This is a genomic window from Roseateles sp. L2-2, from assembly GCF_050613215.1.
In the GTDB taxonomy this organism is placed as follows: domain Bacteria; phylum Pseudomonadota; class Gammaproteobacteria; order Burkholderiales; family Burkholderiaceae_C; genus Roseateles; species Roseateles noduli.
The window spans coordinates 5,076,637-5,091,443 of sequence record NZ_CP192509.1; the positions used below are offsets into that span (position 1 = coordinate 5,076,637).

The 14,807-nt window shown below is 68.3% G+C and carries 12 protein-coding genes and 1 tRNA gene; 4 read left to right on the forward strand and 9 right to left on the reverse strand.

The annotated features are described in order from the left end of the window. The first annotated feature begins 190 nt into the window (after positions 1-190). The 3 genes from ACQZ13_RS22695 (at position 191) to folD (ending at position 4,469) form a co-directional block, all read left to right on the forward strand. Entirely contained in the window at positions 191-2,860 is a 2,670-nt protein-coding gene (locus ACQZ13_RS22695; protein WP_431048190.1) for a PAS domain-containing sensor histidine kinase, read from the forward strand. Then, positions 2,857-3,489 carry a response regulator transcription factor gene (locus ACQZ13_RS22700; protein ID WP_067268997.1) on the forward strand — a complete coding sequence of 211 codons (633 nt, stop codon included), beginning with the start codon at positions 2,857-2,859 and terminating at the stop codon, positions 3,487-3,489. Before ACQZ13_RS22695 ends, ACQZ13_RS22700 begins: the two co-directional genes overlap by 4 nt. Positions 3,490-3,611: 122 nt before the next feature. Further along, on the forward strand, positions 3,612-4,469 hold the full coding sequence (gene folD / locus ACQZ13_RS22705; protein ID WP_331616065.1) for a bifunctional methylenetetrahydrofolate dehydrogenase/methenyltetrahydrofolate cyclohydrolase FolD: 858 nt from the start codon (positions 3,612-3,614) through the stop codon (positions 4,467-4,469). 216 nt (positions 4,470-4,685) lie between these two features. Here the strand turns inward: folD and ACQZ13_RS22710 are convergent, their stop codons facing one another. Then, positions 4,686-7,178 carry an ABC transporter permease gene (locus tag ACQZ13_RS22710; protein ID WP_431048191.1) on the reverse strand — a complete coding sequence of 831 codons (2,493 nt, stop codon included), beginning with the start codon at positions 7,176-7,178 and terminating at the stop codon, positions 4,686-4,688. Between the two features lie 232 nt (positions 7,179-7,410). Between ACQZ13_RS22710 and ACQZ13_RS22715 the strand changes: the two genes are divergently transcribed. Continuing rightward, the gene (locus ACQZ13_RS22715) at positions 7,411-8,232 is read left to right on the forward strand and encodes a dioxygenase family protein (protein WP_331613054.1); all 822 of its coding nucleotides are present in this window, start codon (positions 7,411-7,413) and stop codon (positions 8,230-8,232) included. A 15-nt stretch (positions 8,233-8,247) separates the two neighbouring features. Here the strand turns inward: ACQZ13_RS22715 and ACQZ13_RS22720 are convergent, their stop codons facing one another. The 8 genes from ACQZ13_RS22720 to ACQZ13_RS22755 form a co-directional block, all read right to left on the reverse strand. Then, entirely contained in the window at positions 8,248-9,165 is a 918-nt protein-coding gene (locus tag ACQZ13_RS22720) for an aspartyl/asparaginyl beta-hydroxylase domain-containing protein (RefSeq protein WP_431048192.1), read from the reverse strand. Positions 9,166-9,195: 30 nt separating this feature from the next. Next, positions 9,196-10,398: an MFS transporter gene (locus tag ACQZ13_RS22725; RefSeq protein ID WP_431048193.1), complete on the reverse strand. Its 1,203-nt coding sequence runs from the start codon at positions 10,396-10,398 to the stop codon at positions 9,196-9,198. 115 nt (positions 10,399-10,513) lie between these two features. Beyond that, complete coding sequence (locus ACQZ13_RS22730) at positions 10,514-11,332, reverse strand: hypothetical protein (RefSeq protein WP_431048194.1); 819 nt, start codon at positions 11,330-11,332, stop codon at positions 10,514-10,516. A 31-nt stretch (positions 11,333-11,363) separates the two neighbouring features. Next, positions 11,364-11,789, reverse strand: coding sequence for an HD domain-containing protein (locus ACQZ13_RS22735; RefSeq protein WP_431048195.1), 426 nt, complete (start codon positions 11,787-11,789; stop codon positions 11,364-11,366). A gap of 34 nt (positions 11,790-11,823) precedes the next feature. Then, a tRNA-Gly gene (locus ACQZ13_RS22740) sits at positions 11,824-11,898 on the reverse strand. Positions 11,899-11,946: 48 nt separating this feature from the next. Further along, positions 11,947-12,456 (reverse strand): hypothetical protein, encoded by a 510-nt coding sequence (locus ACQZ13_RS22745; RefSeq protein WP_431048196.1) that lies wholly within the window; start codon positions 12,454-12,456, stop codon positions 11,947-11,949. Positions 12,457-12,606: 150 nt separating this feature from the next. After that, on the reverse strand, positions 12,607-13,440 hold the full coding sequence (dkgB, locus tag ACQZ13_RS22750; protein WP_431048197.1) for a 2,5-didehydrogluconate reductase DkgB: 834 nt from the start codon (positions 13,438-13,440) through the stop codon (positions 12,607-12,609). A 96-nt stretch (positions 13,441-13,536) separates the two neighbouring features. Further along, on the reverse strand, positions 13,537-14,745 hold the full coding sequence (locus tag ACQZ13_RS22755) for an MFS transporter (protein ID WP_431048198.1): 1,209 nt from the start codon (positions 14,743-14,745) through the stop codon (positions 13,537-13,539). Positions 14,746-14,807: the final 62 nt, after the last annotated feature.

A 14,807-nucleotide genomic window follows, 5' to 3' on the forward strand; every position in this document is an offset into this window, starting at 1 on the left:
CGGAGTGTCGCACAAGCCTTTCATTTTCCAAATAGCGCGATGCGTTTCCACATAATGAAAAGCAATGGGCTCTGGAGGCCTCGTTTCGTGACCGATGTCTTTCACGATGCGATCCGGGAATGCCCGGATCGGGAATGCCCCGGGGCCGCCCGGGCCGGGAGGGCTTGAGCGGGCCGGGATAATCGCGCCCATGTTGTCCCGCCTCGATGTCCAAGGCTTTGCGCGCCGTGCCCTGAATCCCGTCAAACGCCTGGTGTCGGCGTGGTGGCGCCGGCAGTCTCCGTCCCGTCAGGACCGCTTCGCGACGCTGGGGCCGCTGCTGTCGGTGGTGCTGTTCCTGGCGGCGATCGTTTCGGCCTTCTGGTACCTGCGCAACGAGGAAATCGAACGCGAGGCCGAGGCCGTCAAGCGCGACACCGAGATGGCGCAGCAGCAGATCCGCTCGCGGCTGGTCGACAACGAGGATTTCCTGATCCCGCTGCAGCGCGACCTGGCCAACCGCTCGATCGACAACCTCGAGTTCACGCAGCGCGCGATGGCGATCGCCCGCAACCGGCCCGAGATCACCCACATCACCTGGCTGAACGCGCGCCGCGAGAAACGCGTCAGCGTCGCGGCCATCGGCGAGCAGGCCGAGTCGCTGATGACGCTGGAGGGCAGCGACCCGTCCATGCCCAACGGCCACGCCAACAGCGAACCCGAGCGCGCCTTCCAGGCGGCGCGCGACCGTCGCACGCGGACCTACTCGGCCTCCTTCGCCGACGCCAACAACTCGACCGTTTTCCAGCTGCAGCTGCCGCTGAGCGACCGCGCCGGTTTCGCCGGCGTGCTGATCGTCGAGTACGCGGTCGAGGGCCTGCTGCGCTACTCGGTCCCGAACGAGCTGACCTCGCGCCACGCGGTCGCGGTGCTGGACCCGCGCGAGCAGGTCGTCGCCAGCACGGTGACGCCGATGCCGGGCAAGCGCATCACGCGCGCCCCGATCTATCACGAGGTGCCGATGACGCCCGCGCCCGGTCTGGTGCTGCGGGGTCAGGGCTATCGCACCTCCATCGGCCTGATCTCCAACACGCTGTTCTGGATGGTGATGGCGCTGTCGGTGCTGACCGTCTGGATGCTGCTGGGCACCTGGAAGCACATGCGCCGGCGCGCGCAGGTGCAGAACGCGCTGGCCGCGGAGACCAACTTCCGGCGCGCGATGGAGAACTCCATGCTGACCGGCATGCGGGCGATGGACCTGGAGACGCGCATCAGCTACGTCAACCCGGCCTTCTGCGCGATGACGGGCTTCGCCGAGTCCGAGCTGATCGGCCGCAAGCCGCCCTTCCCCTACTGGCCGCCCGACCGCTACGAGGAGAACCTGCGCCTGCTGCAGCAGGAGATGCAGGGCCGCAGCCCGGCCGGCGGTTCCGAGGTGAAGGTGATGCGCAAGGACGGCAGCATCTTCGACGCCCGCATGTACGTCTCGCCGCTGATCGACCCCAAGGGCAAGCAGAACGGCTGGATGACCTCGATGACCAACATCACCGAGGCCAAGCGCGTGCGCGACCAGTTGTCGGCCTCGCATGAGCGCTTCACGACGGTGCTGGAAGGCCTGGACGCCGCGGTGTCGGTGCTGTCGGTGCAGCAGGGCGAACTGCTCTTCGCCAACCGCAGCTACCGGCTGTGGTTCGGCGCGGATCCGAAGGGGCACGCGATGCTGGCGGGTTCGCAGCCGACCAGCCTGGCCGGCGCGACGAGCACGCAGGACGCGAGCTACACGGACGGCGGCAGCGCCACGGGACACGGTGATCACGGTGATCACGGTGACGAGGAAGACGTCGATGGCTACGGCGGCCTGCCCGCCCAGCACCTGACCGAGGTCGGCGGCGATTCGCGCGAGGTGTTCATCGCGCAGCTCGACATGTGGTTCGACGTCCGCGCGCGTTATCTGCAGTGGACCGACGGCCGGCTGGCGCAGATGCTGATCGCGACCGACATCACCGCGCGTCGCCATGCCGAGGCGCAACAGCAGCAGCAGACCGAGAAGGCGCAGGTCACCAGCCGCCTGATCACGATGGGCGAGATGGCGTCGAGCGTCGCGCACGAGCTCAATCAGCCGCTGACCGCGATCACCAACTACTGCAACGGCATGGTGTCGCGGGTGCGCGGCGACAACATCCAGAAAGACGACCTGATCGTCGCGCTGGAGAAGACCGCCAAGCAGGCGCAGCGTGCGGGGCAGATCATCCATCGCATCCGCGCCTTCGTGAAGAAGAGCGAGCCCCAGCGCCAGCCCGCGTTCGCGGCCTCGATCGTGGAGGACTCGGTCGAGCTGGCCGGCATCGAACTGCGCCGGCGCAACGTGCAGATCCACACCTACGTCGCGCAGCGGCTGCCGGTGATGCGCGTCGATCCGATCCTGATCGAGCAGGTGCTGCTGAACCTGCTCAAGAACGCCGCCGAGGCGATCGACAACGCGGCGCTGCCGCCCTCGCGCCGGCACATCGAACTGCGCGTGGTGCCCAAGCACACCGCCGAGCTGGGCGCCAACATCGAGTTCTCGGTGACCGACATGGGGCCGGGCCTGCCGGTCGAGGTCATCGAGCGCATGTACGAGGCCTTCTTCTCCACGAAGGCCGATGGATTGGGGATCGGCCTAGGGTTATGCCGGTCCATCATCGAGTCCCACCAGGGTCGGATCCGCGCCGAGAACCTCTACAATGGCCCGTCCATCGTCGGGTGCCGGTTCGCGTTCACGATCCCCGTGGACATTCCGCGTCCGGAGTCATCACTCGCCCCTCTCGCCACTCCGGCCCCTCTGGAGCAGAGCGGCGACGCGGGGACGGGCACAGCACACAACACTGCCGCAACACCATGAGCTTGATTCCGAAGAAGGGTAATGTCTACGTCGTCGATGACGACGAGGCCGTCCGAGATTCCCTGCAATGGTTGCTGGAAGGCAAGGACTACCGGGTCAAGTGCTACGACTCCGCCGAGAGTTTCCTGAGCCGCTACGACCCGCGCGAAGTCGCCTGCCTCATCGCCGACATCCGCATGGAAGGCATGAGCGGCCTGGAGCTCCAGGACAAGCTGATCGAACGCAAGAGCCCGCTGCCCATCGTCTTCATCACCGGCCACGGCGACGTGCCGATGGCGGTGCAGACGATGAAGAAGGGCGCGGTCGACTTCATCGAGAAGCCGTTCAAGGAAGAGGAACTGCTGTCGCTGGTCGAGCGCATGCTGGACCAGGCCCGCGGCGCCTTCGCCACGCAGCAGGAAGCGGCCAGCCGCGACGCGCTGCTGTCGCGCCTGACCACGCGTGAAGCGCAGGTGCTGGAACGCATCGTCGCCGGCCGCCTGAACAAGCAGATCGCCGACGACCTGGGCATCAGCATCAAGACGGTGGAAGCGCATCGCGCCAACATCATGGAGAAGCTCAACGCCAACACCGTCGCCGACCTGCTGAAGATCGCGCTCGGCGCGAACACGCAGGCCAAGGCCGGCTGATCCGACGACGACACCGAGAGGCCGCTGCGAAGCGGCCTCTTTGCATTCCGGGCAGAGTGATCCTCTGCCCTTGCGCTTTTCTGCATTCCCTGTTTTTGAGTCACTGAATCCGGAGCATCGACATGACCGCACAACTGATCGACGGCAACGCCCTGTCCAAGCAACTGCGCGCCGAAGTGGCGACGCGCGCCGCCGCGCTGACCGCCCAGGGCGTGAAGCCGGGACTGGCCGTGGTGCTGGTCGGCGACAACCCCGCGAGCCAGGTCTACGTGCGCAACAAGGTCAAGGCCTGCGAGGACGCCGGGCTGCACTCGGTGCTGGAGAAGTACGCCGACACGATGACCGAGGCGGAGCTGCTCGCGCGTGTCGAGGCGCTGAACAACGATCCGGCCATCCACGGCATCCTGGTGCAGCTCCCGCTGCCCAAGGGCATCGACGCGCACAAGGTCATCGAGGCGATCGCGCCGGAGAAGGACGTCGACGGCTTCCACGTCGCCAGCGCCGGCGCGCTGATGGTCGGCCAGGAGGGCTTCAAGCCCTGCACGCCGTACGGCTGCATGAAGATGCTGGAGTTCATCGGCTATGACACGAAGGGCAAGCATGCCGTCGTGATCGGCCGCAGCAACATCGTCGGCAAGCCGATGGCGATGCTGCTGCTGCAGGCCAACGCGACGGTGACCGTGTGCCATAGCGCCACGCCGGACCTGGCCCACTTCACGCGCCAGGCCGACATCGTCGTGGCCGCCGTGGGCAAGCGCAACGTGCTGACCGCCGACATGGTCAAACCGGGCGCCGTCGTCCTGGACGTCGGCATGAACCGCACCGAGGAAGGCAAGCTCTGCGGCGACGTCGACTTCGACGGCGTCAAGGAAGTCGCCGGCTGGATCACGCCGGTGCCGGGCGGCGTCGGTCCGATGACGATCACGATGCTGCTGGTCAACACGATGGAATCGGCGGAGCGCGCTGCGGCAGCTCGCTGATCCTGATCGCACCATGACAAACGGGCGGCCAGTGGCCGCCCGTTGTCGTTGAAGAGCGCTTGCGTACTTCCACCGCCGCTGGCCCTCACCCCTGCCCTCTCCCGCAAGCGGGAGAGGGGGTAAGAAGTAAGCCGGTCGGACTCCCTCTCCCGCACCGCGGGAGAGGGCGGGGGTGAGGGCCAGCAGACTTGGCAGTCAGCCAGGCCCAGCGGCCCTTCAGTTCGTGTCCGCCTCTCGCAGCGTTTGAACCACTGGCCGCTGCAGCACGCCGCGCAGTGCCCACCAGCCGGCAAGTTGCGCCAGCACGGCGCCGCCGATGGTGGTGCCGATCAGCACCCAAGGCTTGAACTGCCATTCGAACTCGAAGGCGTAGTGCGTCAGCGCCCAACCCAGCGCCTGCGCGGCGATCCCCGCGAGGAAACCGGCCAGCGCGCCCAGGCCGAGCAACTCAGCGCGCTGCACGGCCGCGAGCAACGCGCTCGACGCACCGAAGGCGCGCATCAACGCGAACTCCCGCGTGCGCGCATCACGTGACCCCACTGCGGCCACCAGCAACACCACCACGCCCAGCGCCAGCGCGACCGCGAACAGCAGTTGCACGGCCATGATCACCTGCTCCAGCACCTGCTGCACCTGCTTGAGCTCGGCGGAGACGTCGATCAGCGTGAGGTTGGGGAACTCGTTGACCAGCTTGCGGTCGAGCGCCGCGGCGGCGCCCTGCCCTTCCGGCGAGCGGTACGCGGAGATGTAGCTCACCGGCAGTTCCGGCATCTGCGCGCGCGGGTACAGCACGAAGAAGTTGACCCGCATCGAGCCCCAGTCGACCTTGCGCAGCGAGGTGATCTTCGAGTCGACCAGCACGCCCGCGATGTCGAAGCGCATCCTGTCGCCGAGCTTCAGCCCGAGCTGTTCCGCCAGGCCCTGCTCGACGCTGACGCCCTCCTTGTCCTCCGGCGTCCACTTGCCGCCGGCGATCAGGTTGTGCGAGGGCAGCTCCGCGCTGTGGCTGAGGTTGAACTCACGCTCCACCAGGCGCTGGGCGCGCTCCTCGGTGAAGCGGCTGGCCTTGATCGCCTCGCCGTTGATGGCAACCAGCCGGCCGCGGATCATCGGGTACCAGTCGTAGTCCTTGACGCCGGACTTGTCGAGATCGGATCGGAAGCCCGGGCCCTGTTCCGGCTGGATGTTGATGACGAAGCGATCCGGCGCGTTCACCGGGGTCGCGGCGCGCCAGCTCTCGATCAGGTCGGTGCGCATCAGCACCAGCAGCGCCAGCGCGAGCAGCCCCAGCGACAGCGAGCCGACCTGCAGCACCGCGAAGGCCGGCCGCGCGGCGACCTGGCGCGTCGCCAGCAGCAGCCAGCGCGGCGCGCCGGCCTGCGGCACGAGGCGCCTCAACGCCAGCACCGCGCCGTAGGCAAGCAGCGCGAAGAGCCCCAGCGCGACGGCGAAGCCGCCGGTGGCGAACAGTCCCAGGCGCCAGTCCGCCGACAGCGCCGTCAGCACCGCGGAGAAGCCGATGACGCCCGCCAGCAGCACGGCGATGGAGCCCATCTTCGGGCGGCCCAGCTCGCGCCGGATCACGCGCAGCGGCGGCACGGCGGCCAGTTGCAGCACCGGCGGCAGGCCGAAGCCGAGCAGCAGGCTCATGCCCATGCCCAGGCCCAGCAGCACCGGCCAGATACCGGGCGACGGCAGGTTCACTTCGATGAGTCCCGCCAGCATCGCGATGAAGCCGTAATGCAGCAGGAAGCCGAGCAGCACGCCGATCGCGCTGCCGATGAAGCCGACGGTGGCGAACTCCAGCGTGAACACCCAGGTGAGGCGGCGCTGCGGCTGGCCGAGCACGCGCAGCATCGCGCAGTCGTCGAGGTGGCGGTTGGCGAATTCGCGCGCCGCCAGCGCGACCGCGATGGCCGCCAGCAACGCCGCCAGCAGCGCGACGAGGTTCAGGAACTTGGTCGCGCGGTCCAGCGTCTGGCGCATCTCGGGGCGGCCGGTCTCCAGCGACTCCAGACGCACCCCGCGCCAGTTGCCGTCCTTCAGCTGCTGGCGGGTCTGCGTGTTGAACTGCTGCACGGCGGCCACCTCACCGATCACGGCGTAGCGGTAGGTGATGCGGCTCGCGGGCTGGATCAGCGCGGTGGCGGCGATGTCGGACTGCGCCAGCATCACGCGCGGCGCGAAGTTCATGAAACCGGCGCCCCGATCGGGCTCGTTCGAGATCTCGCCGGCGATCTTCAGCGTCGAATCGCCGAGCAGCAGCGGATCGCCGACCTTCAGACCCAGCGCGCTCAGCACGCCCGTATCGACCCACACGGTGCCGGCCGCCGGCGCGCCGACCTGGCGGCCGTCCTTCAGCGACAACGCGCCGCGCAGCGGATAGCGCGGGCTCACCGACTTCACCGCCACCAGCCGGCTGCCGCCGCCCTGGTCCTCGTTGGCGCGGGCCATGCTGGGGAAGTTCAAGGTCTCGACGCTGCGCAGATTCAGACGTTCGGCGAGTTCGCGGACCGGCGCGGGCGTCGGCTGATCGCTCGCGACGACTGCATCGCCGCCCAGCAGTTGCGCCGCGTCCCGGCGCAGACCCTGGTCGAGGCGGTCCGACAGGAAGGCCACCGCGCACACGGCCGCGACCGCCAGCATCAGGGCCAGGACCAGCAGATAGAGCTCGCCCGCGCGGAAGTCGCGCCAGGTCTGCAAACCCATCTGACGCCACAGCGACGGGGGTCGGCGGCCCGTGGAGGAACCGGAGGCCGGTCGGGCCGCGGGGGCCCCTGCGGGGGTGGCGGACGGGGAAGACGGATGCGCGCTCATGCGCGGACTGTAGCGAACCGCATGCCCGCGCGCTGGTACGGGGGTGCGGTCATGCAATCGGCTTGAACAGTCCGTGCAACCGGTTTTGACGATGCGCCGCGCCCGGAGGCGTTCAATGGACGTCATGAACACCCACTTCCCTCCCCTGTTCGTCTCGCATGGCTCGCCGATGATCGCGCTGGAGCCGGGCGAGGCCGGTGCCTTCATGCAACGCCTGGGCCGTACGCTGGACGCCGTCTGGGGCCGTCCGAAAGCGGTGCTGGCGATCTCCGCGCACACGACCGCGCGCGAAGCGGTGCTGCTCGGCACCGATCGCCATGAGGCGGTGTACGACTTCGGCGGCTTCCCGCCGGCGCTCTACCAGCTGCGCTACGACGCCCCCGGCGACCGGGCGCTGACCGCGCAGATCGGCGAGACGCTCGCCCTGCCCGTCTTCGACCACGCCGGGCTGGATCACGGGATCTGGACCTCGCTGCGATTCCTCTACCCGGACGCCGACGTGCCGGTCATCCCGCTCACGCTGACGGCGCACGCCTCACCCGCGCAACTGATCGAACTGGGCGAAAAACTGCAGGCGCTCTCGCGCGAAGGCGTGCTCATCCTGGGCACGGGCAGCATCACGCACAACCTGCGGCTGCTGATGCGCGCGGCGTCGGACGACGCACCGGAGATGGCCGAATCGGCCGCCTTCCGGACCTGGTTCGCGGAACGTTCCGCGGCTCGGGATTGGGAGGCCCTCGCGGCCTACCGCACGCAGGCGCCGAGCGCGGCGCTGATGCATCCGACGGACGAGCACCTGCTGCCCTGGTACGTCGCCGCGGGCGCCGGCGGTCGCGACGACGCGCCTATCCGCATCCACGACGGTGTCACCTTCGGTGCGCTGGGGATGGATGCCTACGCGTTCGGCCCGCAGGCGCAGCGCCTGTCCCAGGCGCTGGCGGGTTGAATCCTCAGCGGGCGTTCAGATGAAGATCGCGGCCAGGATGCCGAGGATCAGCGCCCACTTGACGACGTAGTAGCCGGTGCGCGACTTCGCCTTGAACGCCTTGAAGAACAGGCGCACCTTGTAGGCGTGATAGAAGAACTTGTTGAGGCCGCCGATGGGCTCGCTCTCCAGGTTCTGCGTCGCGGCGGAGGTCATCACCAGCTTGCCGAAGGCGCGGTTCAGCCAGCGGATCGGCGCGAAGTGGACCGGACGCTCCACGTCGCAGAACAGGATCACGCGCTGATGCGTGGTCGTGTTCTCGGCGTAGTGGATGAAGGTCTCGTCGAACATCACGTCCTCGCCGTCCTTCCAGTGGTACTTCTCGCCATCGACGTCGATGTAGCAGCCGGGGTCGTTGGGCGTGGTCAGGCCGAGGTGATAGCGCAGCGACCCCGCATACGGGTCGCGGTGGCGCACCAGCTTCGCGCCGGGCGGCAGCGACGCGAACATCGCCGCCTTCACGCCGGGGATCTGCTTGAGCAGCTCGACGGTCTTCGGGCAGAGCGCGTTGGCCGAGGCCATGTCCCGGTCGTACCACTTCAGGTAGAAGCGCTTCCAGCCGGTGCGGAAGAACGAGTTGAAGCCGATGTCGTTGTAGCCCGACGCGGCCTTGATGTAGCCCTCGTCGTTGAGCTTGAGCGCTTCCTCGCGGATCACCTGCCAGTTGTTGCGCAGCAGGCTGAGTTCGGGGAACTCCGAGGTCTTCAGGTAGGGCGTCGCCGGGGCGCGCGAGAACAGGTACATGACCGCGTTGATCGGCGAGATCAGCACGGTGAAGTCGGTCAGCGCGCGGGCCAGCTTGAAGCGGACGCGGCCGCGGAAGTGGGCATACAGCGCGGAGACGATGAAGATCGCCAGCACCCAGTAACGCGTGGGCGGCAGCCATTCGGCCATGTGCGGGACTCCTGCAAGAGAAGCGCGGGATTATCGGCGATCGAGGGCGAGCGACACGCCCCAGAAGATCAAGCCCCCGAACGCCAGGGCGACACCCACCCATCCGGTGGACGTCCAGCCGTGTCCGGCGGCGATCGCCAGCCCGCCCAGCCAGGGGCCGAGGGCATTCGCCGCGTTGAAGGCCGAGTGGTTGAGCGCGGCGGCGAGGGTCTGAGCCTCGCCGGCGACGTCCATCAGCCGGGTCTGCAGCACGGCGCCGAGCCCGCCGCCGCAGCCGATCAGGAAGACCACCGGCAGCAGGGTCCACAGGCTGCCGGCGGCGAAGGGGTACAGCGCCAGCGAGGCGGCGCTCCACAGCAGCAGGCCGCCGATGGTGGGCATCAGCGCGCGGTCGGCGGCCCAGGCGGAGACCAGCGTCCCCGCGGTCATGCCCATGCCGAACACGCTGAGCACGACCGGCAGCATGCCGGGGCCGGTGCGGGTGACTTCGAGCAGCGTGGAGCCGAGGTAGGTGTAGACGGCGAACATGCCGCCGAAGCCGATGGTCGCGATGCCCAGCGTCAGCCAGACCTGGCGCCGGCCGAGCGCGCCGAGTTCGCGCATGGCGCTGGCGCCTGGCTGGACGCGGTCGCGCGGTGCGTGCAGGGCGACCAGCACGGCGGTCAGCAGCGCCAGCAGCGTCACGACGCCGAAGCCCCAGCGCCAGCCGGCCCACTGCCCCAGCGAGTTCGCCAGCGGCACGCCGATGATGGTCGCGACGGTCAGGCCCAGCATCATGAGACTGACGGCTTGGGCGCGCCGCGCCGGTGCAACCAGTGAGGCTGCGACCAACGCGCCCACGCCGAAGTAGGCGCCATGCGGCAGACCGCTGAGGAAGCGGAACAGCAGCATCGCGTGATAGCTGGGCGCGAGCGCGCTCAGGCCGTTGCCGACGGCGAAGGCCAGCATCAGGAAGATCAGCAGCGTGCGTCGCGGGACCTTGGCGCCGAGGACGGCCAGCAAAGGCGCGCCGACCACGACGCCGAGCGCATAGGCGCTGATCACGTGACCGGCGGTCGGGGCGTCGATGCCGAGATCGGGCGCGAAGAACGGGACCAGGCTCATCGCCGCGAACTCGGTCGTGCCGATGGCGAAACCGCCGATGGCCAGCGCGAGCAATGCCCAGCCGGTGTGCGCGACGGGCGTCGGGTCGTCGGAGAGCTGGGGAGAGGCGATCGGAGAGGCGGCGGACATGTCGGACTGCTGAAAGCAAACGCTCAGTGAGCGTTCAGGAAACGTTCAGCATTGCAACACGGATCAAAGTGTCCAGCCCCGACGAGGGAGATGGAAAGCGCCCGCGCGGATCCGCTCAACGGCGCCGCGATCGCCTGTCGTTCCGGCCGATATCGGCCACGGAGGGCGCAGCCAGATCCTCCTCGCGACACAGCCATCTCGCCAGCCAGAGTTGACGGCGCATCTGCGTCAATTCCTCGAACCGACTCGTTGTGAACCGCAGGCCGTCACGGCGCTCCAAGGCTCGGAGCGCGAGTATGCGGGCCAGGGACGGACCAAATCCTGTCGCCAGGACATAGGTGACGGTAGCGCCGAGCACGGGCATGGCCAGCCACACGATGTCGTCGCCTCGCAACCCGTTCATCTGAAGCAGCAACGGCACGTTCAATGCGAGCGCGGAAAGGAACGCGATCCGGCCCATGGTGGGTTGAGTGCCCGAGGCGGGCGACGGATGCAATTGATGCCGCTGCAGATCCACCGTGGACAGCAGCGCCACTGGCACGCCATCCTTCTTCGGCAGCAGGCGTCGCCGCTCCGCGAGGAAGCCCAGCAGCAATGCGCCGCCTCCGATGAATGCGGCCAGGCCGACCGCGAGGCCTTGCAGATCGGGCCGCGCCATCCGCCACGCCAGCGACGTCGTGGACGCCACCAGCAGGCTGCCGAAGAAGATCAAGGCCAGAAGGAAACTCCACAGCGCCTCCCCCGGTGAAAATCGGCTGCGGTAGGTCATGTGGAGACCCGCCAGCAAGAACAGGAGGCCCGTGATCGGCGCCATCGTCAGGACGACGCCCGGCGCCAGCAGAAACGCCCACATCGCGGGAATGACCAGCACGCCCGCGCCGAACATGGCGATGGGTGTGCCCTTCAGGGAGTCCAGATTGTCAGGCGGCCTCACCGAGGCTCTCCGACGGCACTGATCACCAAGGTCATCTGGACAGCAACAGCGCACGAACGGCGCGGTACTCCTCCAGCCGGGCCAGATCGCGTTCGCTCAGAGGGCTCGGAAGCCTGGAAAGGTCCATGTTCTCGGCGTTGTCCGCGAGTTTCACCTCACGGGCGACTGGATCCGCGGCCGCACGCTCGGCGGCCTGGAGCCGCGATTCGCCAGGGCGCTTGGTCAACGCATCCACGGCGCTCAAGACCGCTTCGGAGAAGCCTTCGGCTTGAAGGTTTGCCAACGTGACGTCCGTGTCTTCGACGACGTCGTGAAGAACCCCTGCAATGCGTGCCTCCTCACTCTGCACGCGGAGCATCACGCGCAAGGGGTGGAGGATGTAGGGCTGGCCACCTTTGTCCAATTGCCCGGCGTGCGCCTGAGCGGCAATCTGGATGGCGCGTTCAAGAGTCGACATCCTCTGATGATAGAGGCGGCGTCACATTGAAACCTGGAGCGGGCGAAGGGAGTCGAACCCTCGTCATTGGCTTGGGAAGCCAAGGTAATAGCCGTTATACGACGCCCGCGGAGGAGGCGGATTATGACCCAAGCCCGGCGCAGGCTGGCCGGTCCGATCAGCGGCCGCGCTGACCGATCAACTGAGCCAGCAGGCGCTGGAGTTCCGCCTCCGCCAGCGGGTTCAGGCCCAGGAAACGGCAGCCGATGTGGACCTGCTCGCCGGCGAGGAACGATCGGAAACTGCGCCGGATACGCACCTCGAGGTCGGCCACCAGCACGAGCTGATCGCCCACCATCACCCTCGCCTGCTGGACCTTCTGGCCGAGGAACAGGCCCCGCCCTTCTTCCACCGAACCGCGCAGGCCGAGCCCGCCCAGCGACACGTCGTCGACGTTCAGGCTGCGGGCGCGGCCCAACAGCATGAACTCGACCCGCACCGCCGGCCCAAGCGGCACGTCGCGGCGCGGTGTGATGCGGCGCTCATCGCCATCGGCCTCGTCCGCCGCCAGCGCGGCAGCCGCATCGGCGACGCTATCCGCGTCCACCACGGCGGCAGCGTCAGCGGCGCCAGCGGCGGGCGCCTGATCGGCTGCAGTCGGCTTGGATCGGAAACGGAGACGGAACATGGGCAAGGTCGGAAAGCGCAGGCACCCGGGTTGTATGCGCTCCGGGTGAACGCCTTCATGTCTGGCAGTCCGTAAAGCGTGACCGATTTCACGCCGATGAACATCCGCTTACAGGGCCCGCCGCCGTTGGCGGCGGGCTCGCGGTCACCTTCAATCCCAGGCAGGTGCGAAGTCCGGATTCGCCAGCCGTTCTCCGCGATCCAACGTGGCGATGCGCGTCATGTCCTCGTCGCTGAGACGAAGCGTCGTGGCCGTCAGATTGGCCGCCTGGTTCGACGGCTTGGTCGACGACGGGATCACCGCAAGACCCTGCTGCAGCAGCCACGCCAGGGCGACCTGCGCCGGCGTGGTGCCGTGGCGCGTGGCGATGTCGATCAGCACCGGCTCGGTCATGACCTTGCCGTAGGCCAGCGGCATGTAGGCGGTCAGGTGCAGACCTTGCGCCTTCGCGAAGTCGACGACGCGGCGGTTCTGCAGGAACGGATGGATCTCCACCTGGTTGGTCGCGAGTTCGCCGACACCCACGAGCTCGATCGCTTCACGCATCTGCGCGACGGTGAAGTTGGAGAGGCCGATCGCGCGCGTCAGGCCCAGGCGCTTCGCCTCGATCAGCGCATCGAGCGTTTCCTTCAGCGGTACCGCATTGCCGGGCGACGGCCAGTGGATCAGCGTCAGGTCGACCGCGTCCATGCGCAACTTCGCCAGGCTCTCGCGCAGGCTGGGGATCACCCGGTCGCCGGCCAGTTGTTCGGTCCAGATCTTGGTCGTGACGAACAGCTCGGCGCGCGGCACGCCGCTCTCGGCGATCGCCTGGCCGACCTCGGCTTCGTTGCCGTAGATCTGGGCGGTGTCGATGTGCCGGTAGCCCAGCGACAGGCCGCTCTTGACGGCGTCGATGACGGTCTGGCCCTTCAGGCGGAAGGTGCCCAGACCCAGCACGGGCATCGGAATGAAGGCGGTGGCGTTGGAGGCGGTGGTGCTCATGAGGAACTCCTGGAAGTGGTCGGAGGAAACCGGAGGGAAATCGGGATCGTGCGCGCGCTTGCGCGCTCTTGCGGGGTGGTTCGCGGTCGTGCGCGATCAATGGCCCACGGCGATCGGGGCGGCGCCGGCGGCGCGCGCCGGCAGGGGGAAGCGTCGGTCGAGGCGTCCCGCCAGCACGGTGAGCGCGAAGGCGCCGAGCACGACGATGGCGCCGATCCAGGGCGTGTGGATCAGCCCTAGGCGCTCGACGATCAGGCCGCCGCCCCAGGCGCCGCCGGCGATGCCGAGGTTGAAGGCGGCGATGTTCAGGCCCGAGGCGACATCGACGGCCTTGGGCGCATGCGCCTCCGCCTGCTGCACGACGTAGACCTGCAGTCCCGGCACATTGCCGAAGGCGAAGGCGCCCCACGCGAGCACGGTCAGCACGGCGGCGATCGGCGACTGGGCGGTGACGCTCAGCACGAACAGCACGGCGGCGAGTCCGAGGAAGATCAGCTTGAGCGCGCCGATCGGGCCACGCTTGTCCGCAAGCTTGCCGCCCCAGACGTTGCCGACCGCGACGGAGATGCCGTACACGAGCAGCACAAGACTGACGCCGTTGGCGGAGATGCCGCTGATCTGCTGGAGGATGGGCGCGAGGTAGGTGAAGGCGATGAAGGAACCGCCGTAGCCGACGGCCGTCATGGCGTAGACGAGCAGCAGGCGCGGTTGACGCAGCGGCTCCAGCTGATGCAGCAGGCTGGCCGGCGCGGGCTGGGCGAGCTTGCGCGGCACGAAGGCCAGGCTGGCGACGAAGGCGATGAGACCGAGCGCGGCGACGGCGAGGAACGTCGCGCGCCAGCCGAAGTGCTGGCCGATGAAGGTGCCCAGCGGCACGCCGGTGACCAGCGCAACGGTGAGTCCGGAGAACATCGTCGCGATGGCGCTGGCGGCCTTCTCGCGCGGGACGAGGCTGGTCGCGATCGTCGAGCCGATCGAGAAGAACACGCCGTGCGCCAGGCCGGTCAGCACACGCGCCAGGACGAGCGCGCCGTAGCCAGGGGCGAGCCACGCGAGCAGGTTGCCTGCGGTGAACAGCAGCATCAGCGCGAGCAGCAGCTGCTTGCGCGGCCAGCGGCCGGAGAGCGCGGTGAGGACGGGCGCGCCGATGGCGACGCCCAGCGCGTACAGCGAGACCAGGAGGCCCGCAGACGGAAGGCTGACGCCGAGGTCGGCGGCCATGGTCGGGATCAGGCCCACGATGACGAATTCCGTGGTCCCGATGGCAAAGGCGCTGACGGTCAGCGCCCACAAGGCGATCGGCATGAGGAGGCTCCTGCGAAGCGGGGGAGGTGAAGGAATGGCCGCCAGTGTGCGCACCCGCCGCT

Excerpts from the sequence above, each read along its gene's own strand:
- ACQZ13_RS22695 (WP_431048190.1), top strand. The coding sequence starts at position 191 with ATGTTGTCCCGCCTCGATGTCCAAGGCTTTGCGCGCCGTGCCCTGAAT.
- ACQZ13_RS22700 (WP_067268997.1), top strand. The coding sequence starts at position 2,857 with ATGAGCTTGATTCCGAAGAAGGGTAATGTCTACGTCGTCGATGACGAC.
- folD (WP_331616065.1), top strand. The coding sequence starts at position 3,612 with ATGACCGCACAACTGATCGACGGCAACGCCCTGTCCAAGCAACTGCGC.
- ACQZ13_RS22710 (WP_431048191.1), bottom strand. The coding sequence starts at position 7,178 with ATGGGTTTGCAGACCTGGCGCGACTTCCGCGCGGGCGAGCTCTATCTG.
- ACQZ13_RS22715 (WP_331613054.1), top strand. The coding sequence starts at position 7,411 with ATGAACACCCACTTCCCTCCCCTGTTCGTCTCGCATGGCTCGCCGATG.
- ACQZ13_RS22720 (WP_431048192.1), bottom strand. The coding sequence starts at position 9,165 with ATGGCCGAATGGCTGCCGCCCACGCGTTACTGGGTGCTGGCGATCTTC.
- ACQZ13_RS22725 (WP_431048193.1), bottom strand. The coding sequence starts at position 10,398 with ATGTCCGCCGCCTCTCCGATCGCCTCTCCCCAGCTCTCCGACGACCCG.
- ACQZ13_RS22735 (WP_431048195.1), bottom strand. The coding sequence starts at position 11,789 with ATGTCGACTCTTGAACGCGCCATCCAGATTGCCGCTCAGGCGCACGCC.
- ACQZ13_RS22745 (WP_431048196.1), bottom strand. The coding sequence starts at position 12,456 with ATGTTCCGTCTCCGTTTCCGATCCAAGCCGACTGCAGCCGATCAGGCG.
- dkgB (WP_431048197.1), bottom strand. The coding sequence starts at position 13,440 with ATGAGCACCACCGCCTCCAACGCCACCGCCTTCATTCCGATGCCCGTG.
- ACQZ13_RS22755 (WP_431048198.1), bottom strand. The coding sequence starts at position 14,745 with ATGCCGATCGCCTTGTGGGCGCTGACCGTCAGCGCCTTTGCCATCGGG.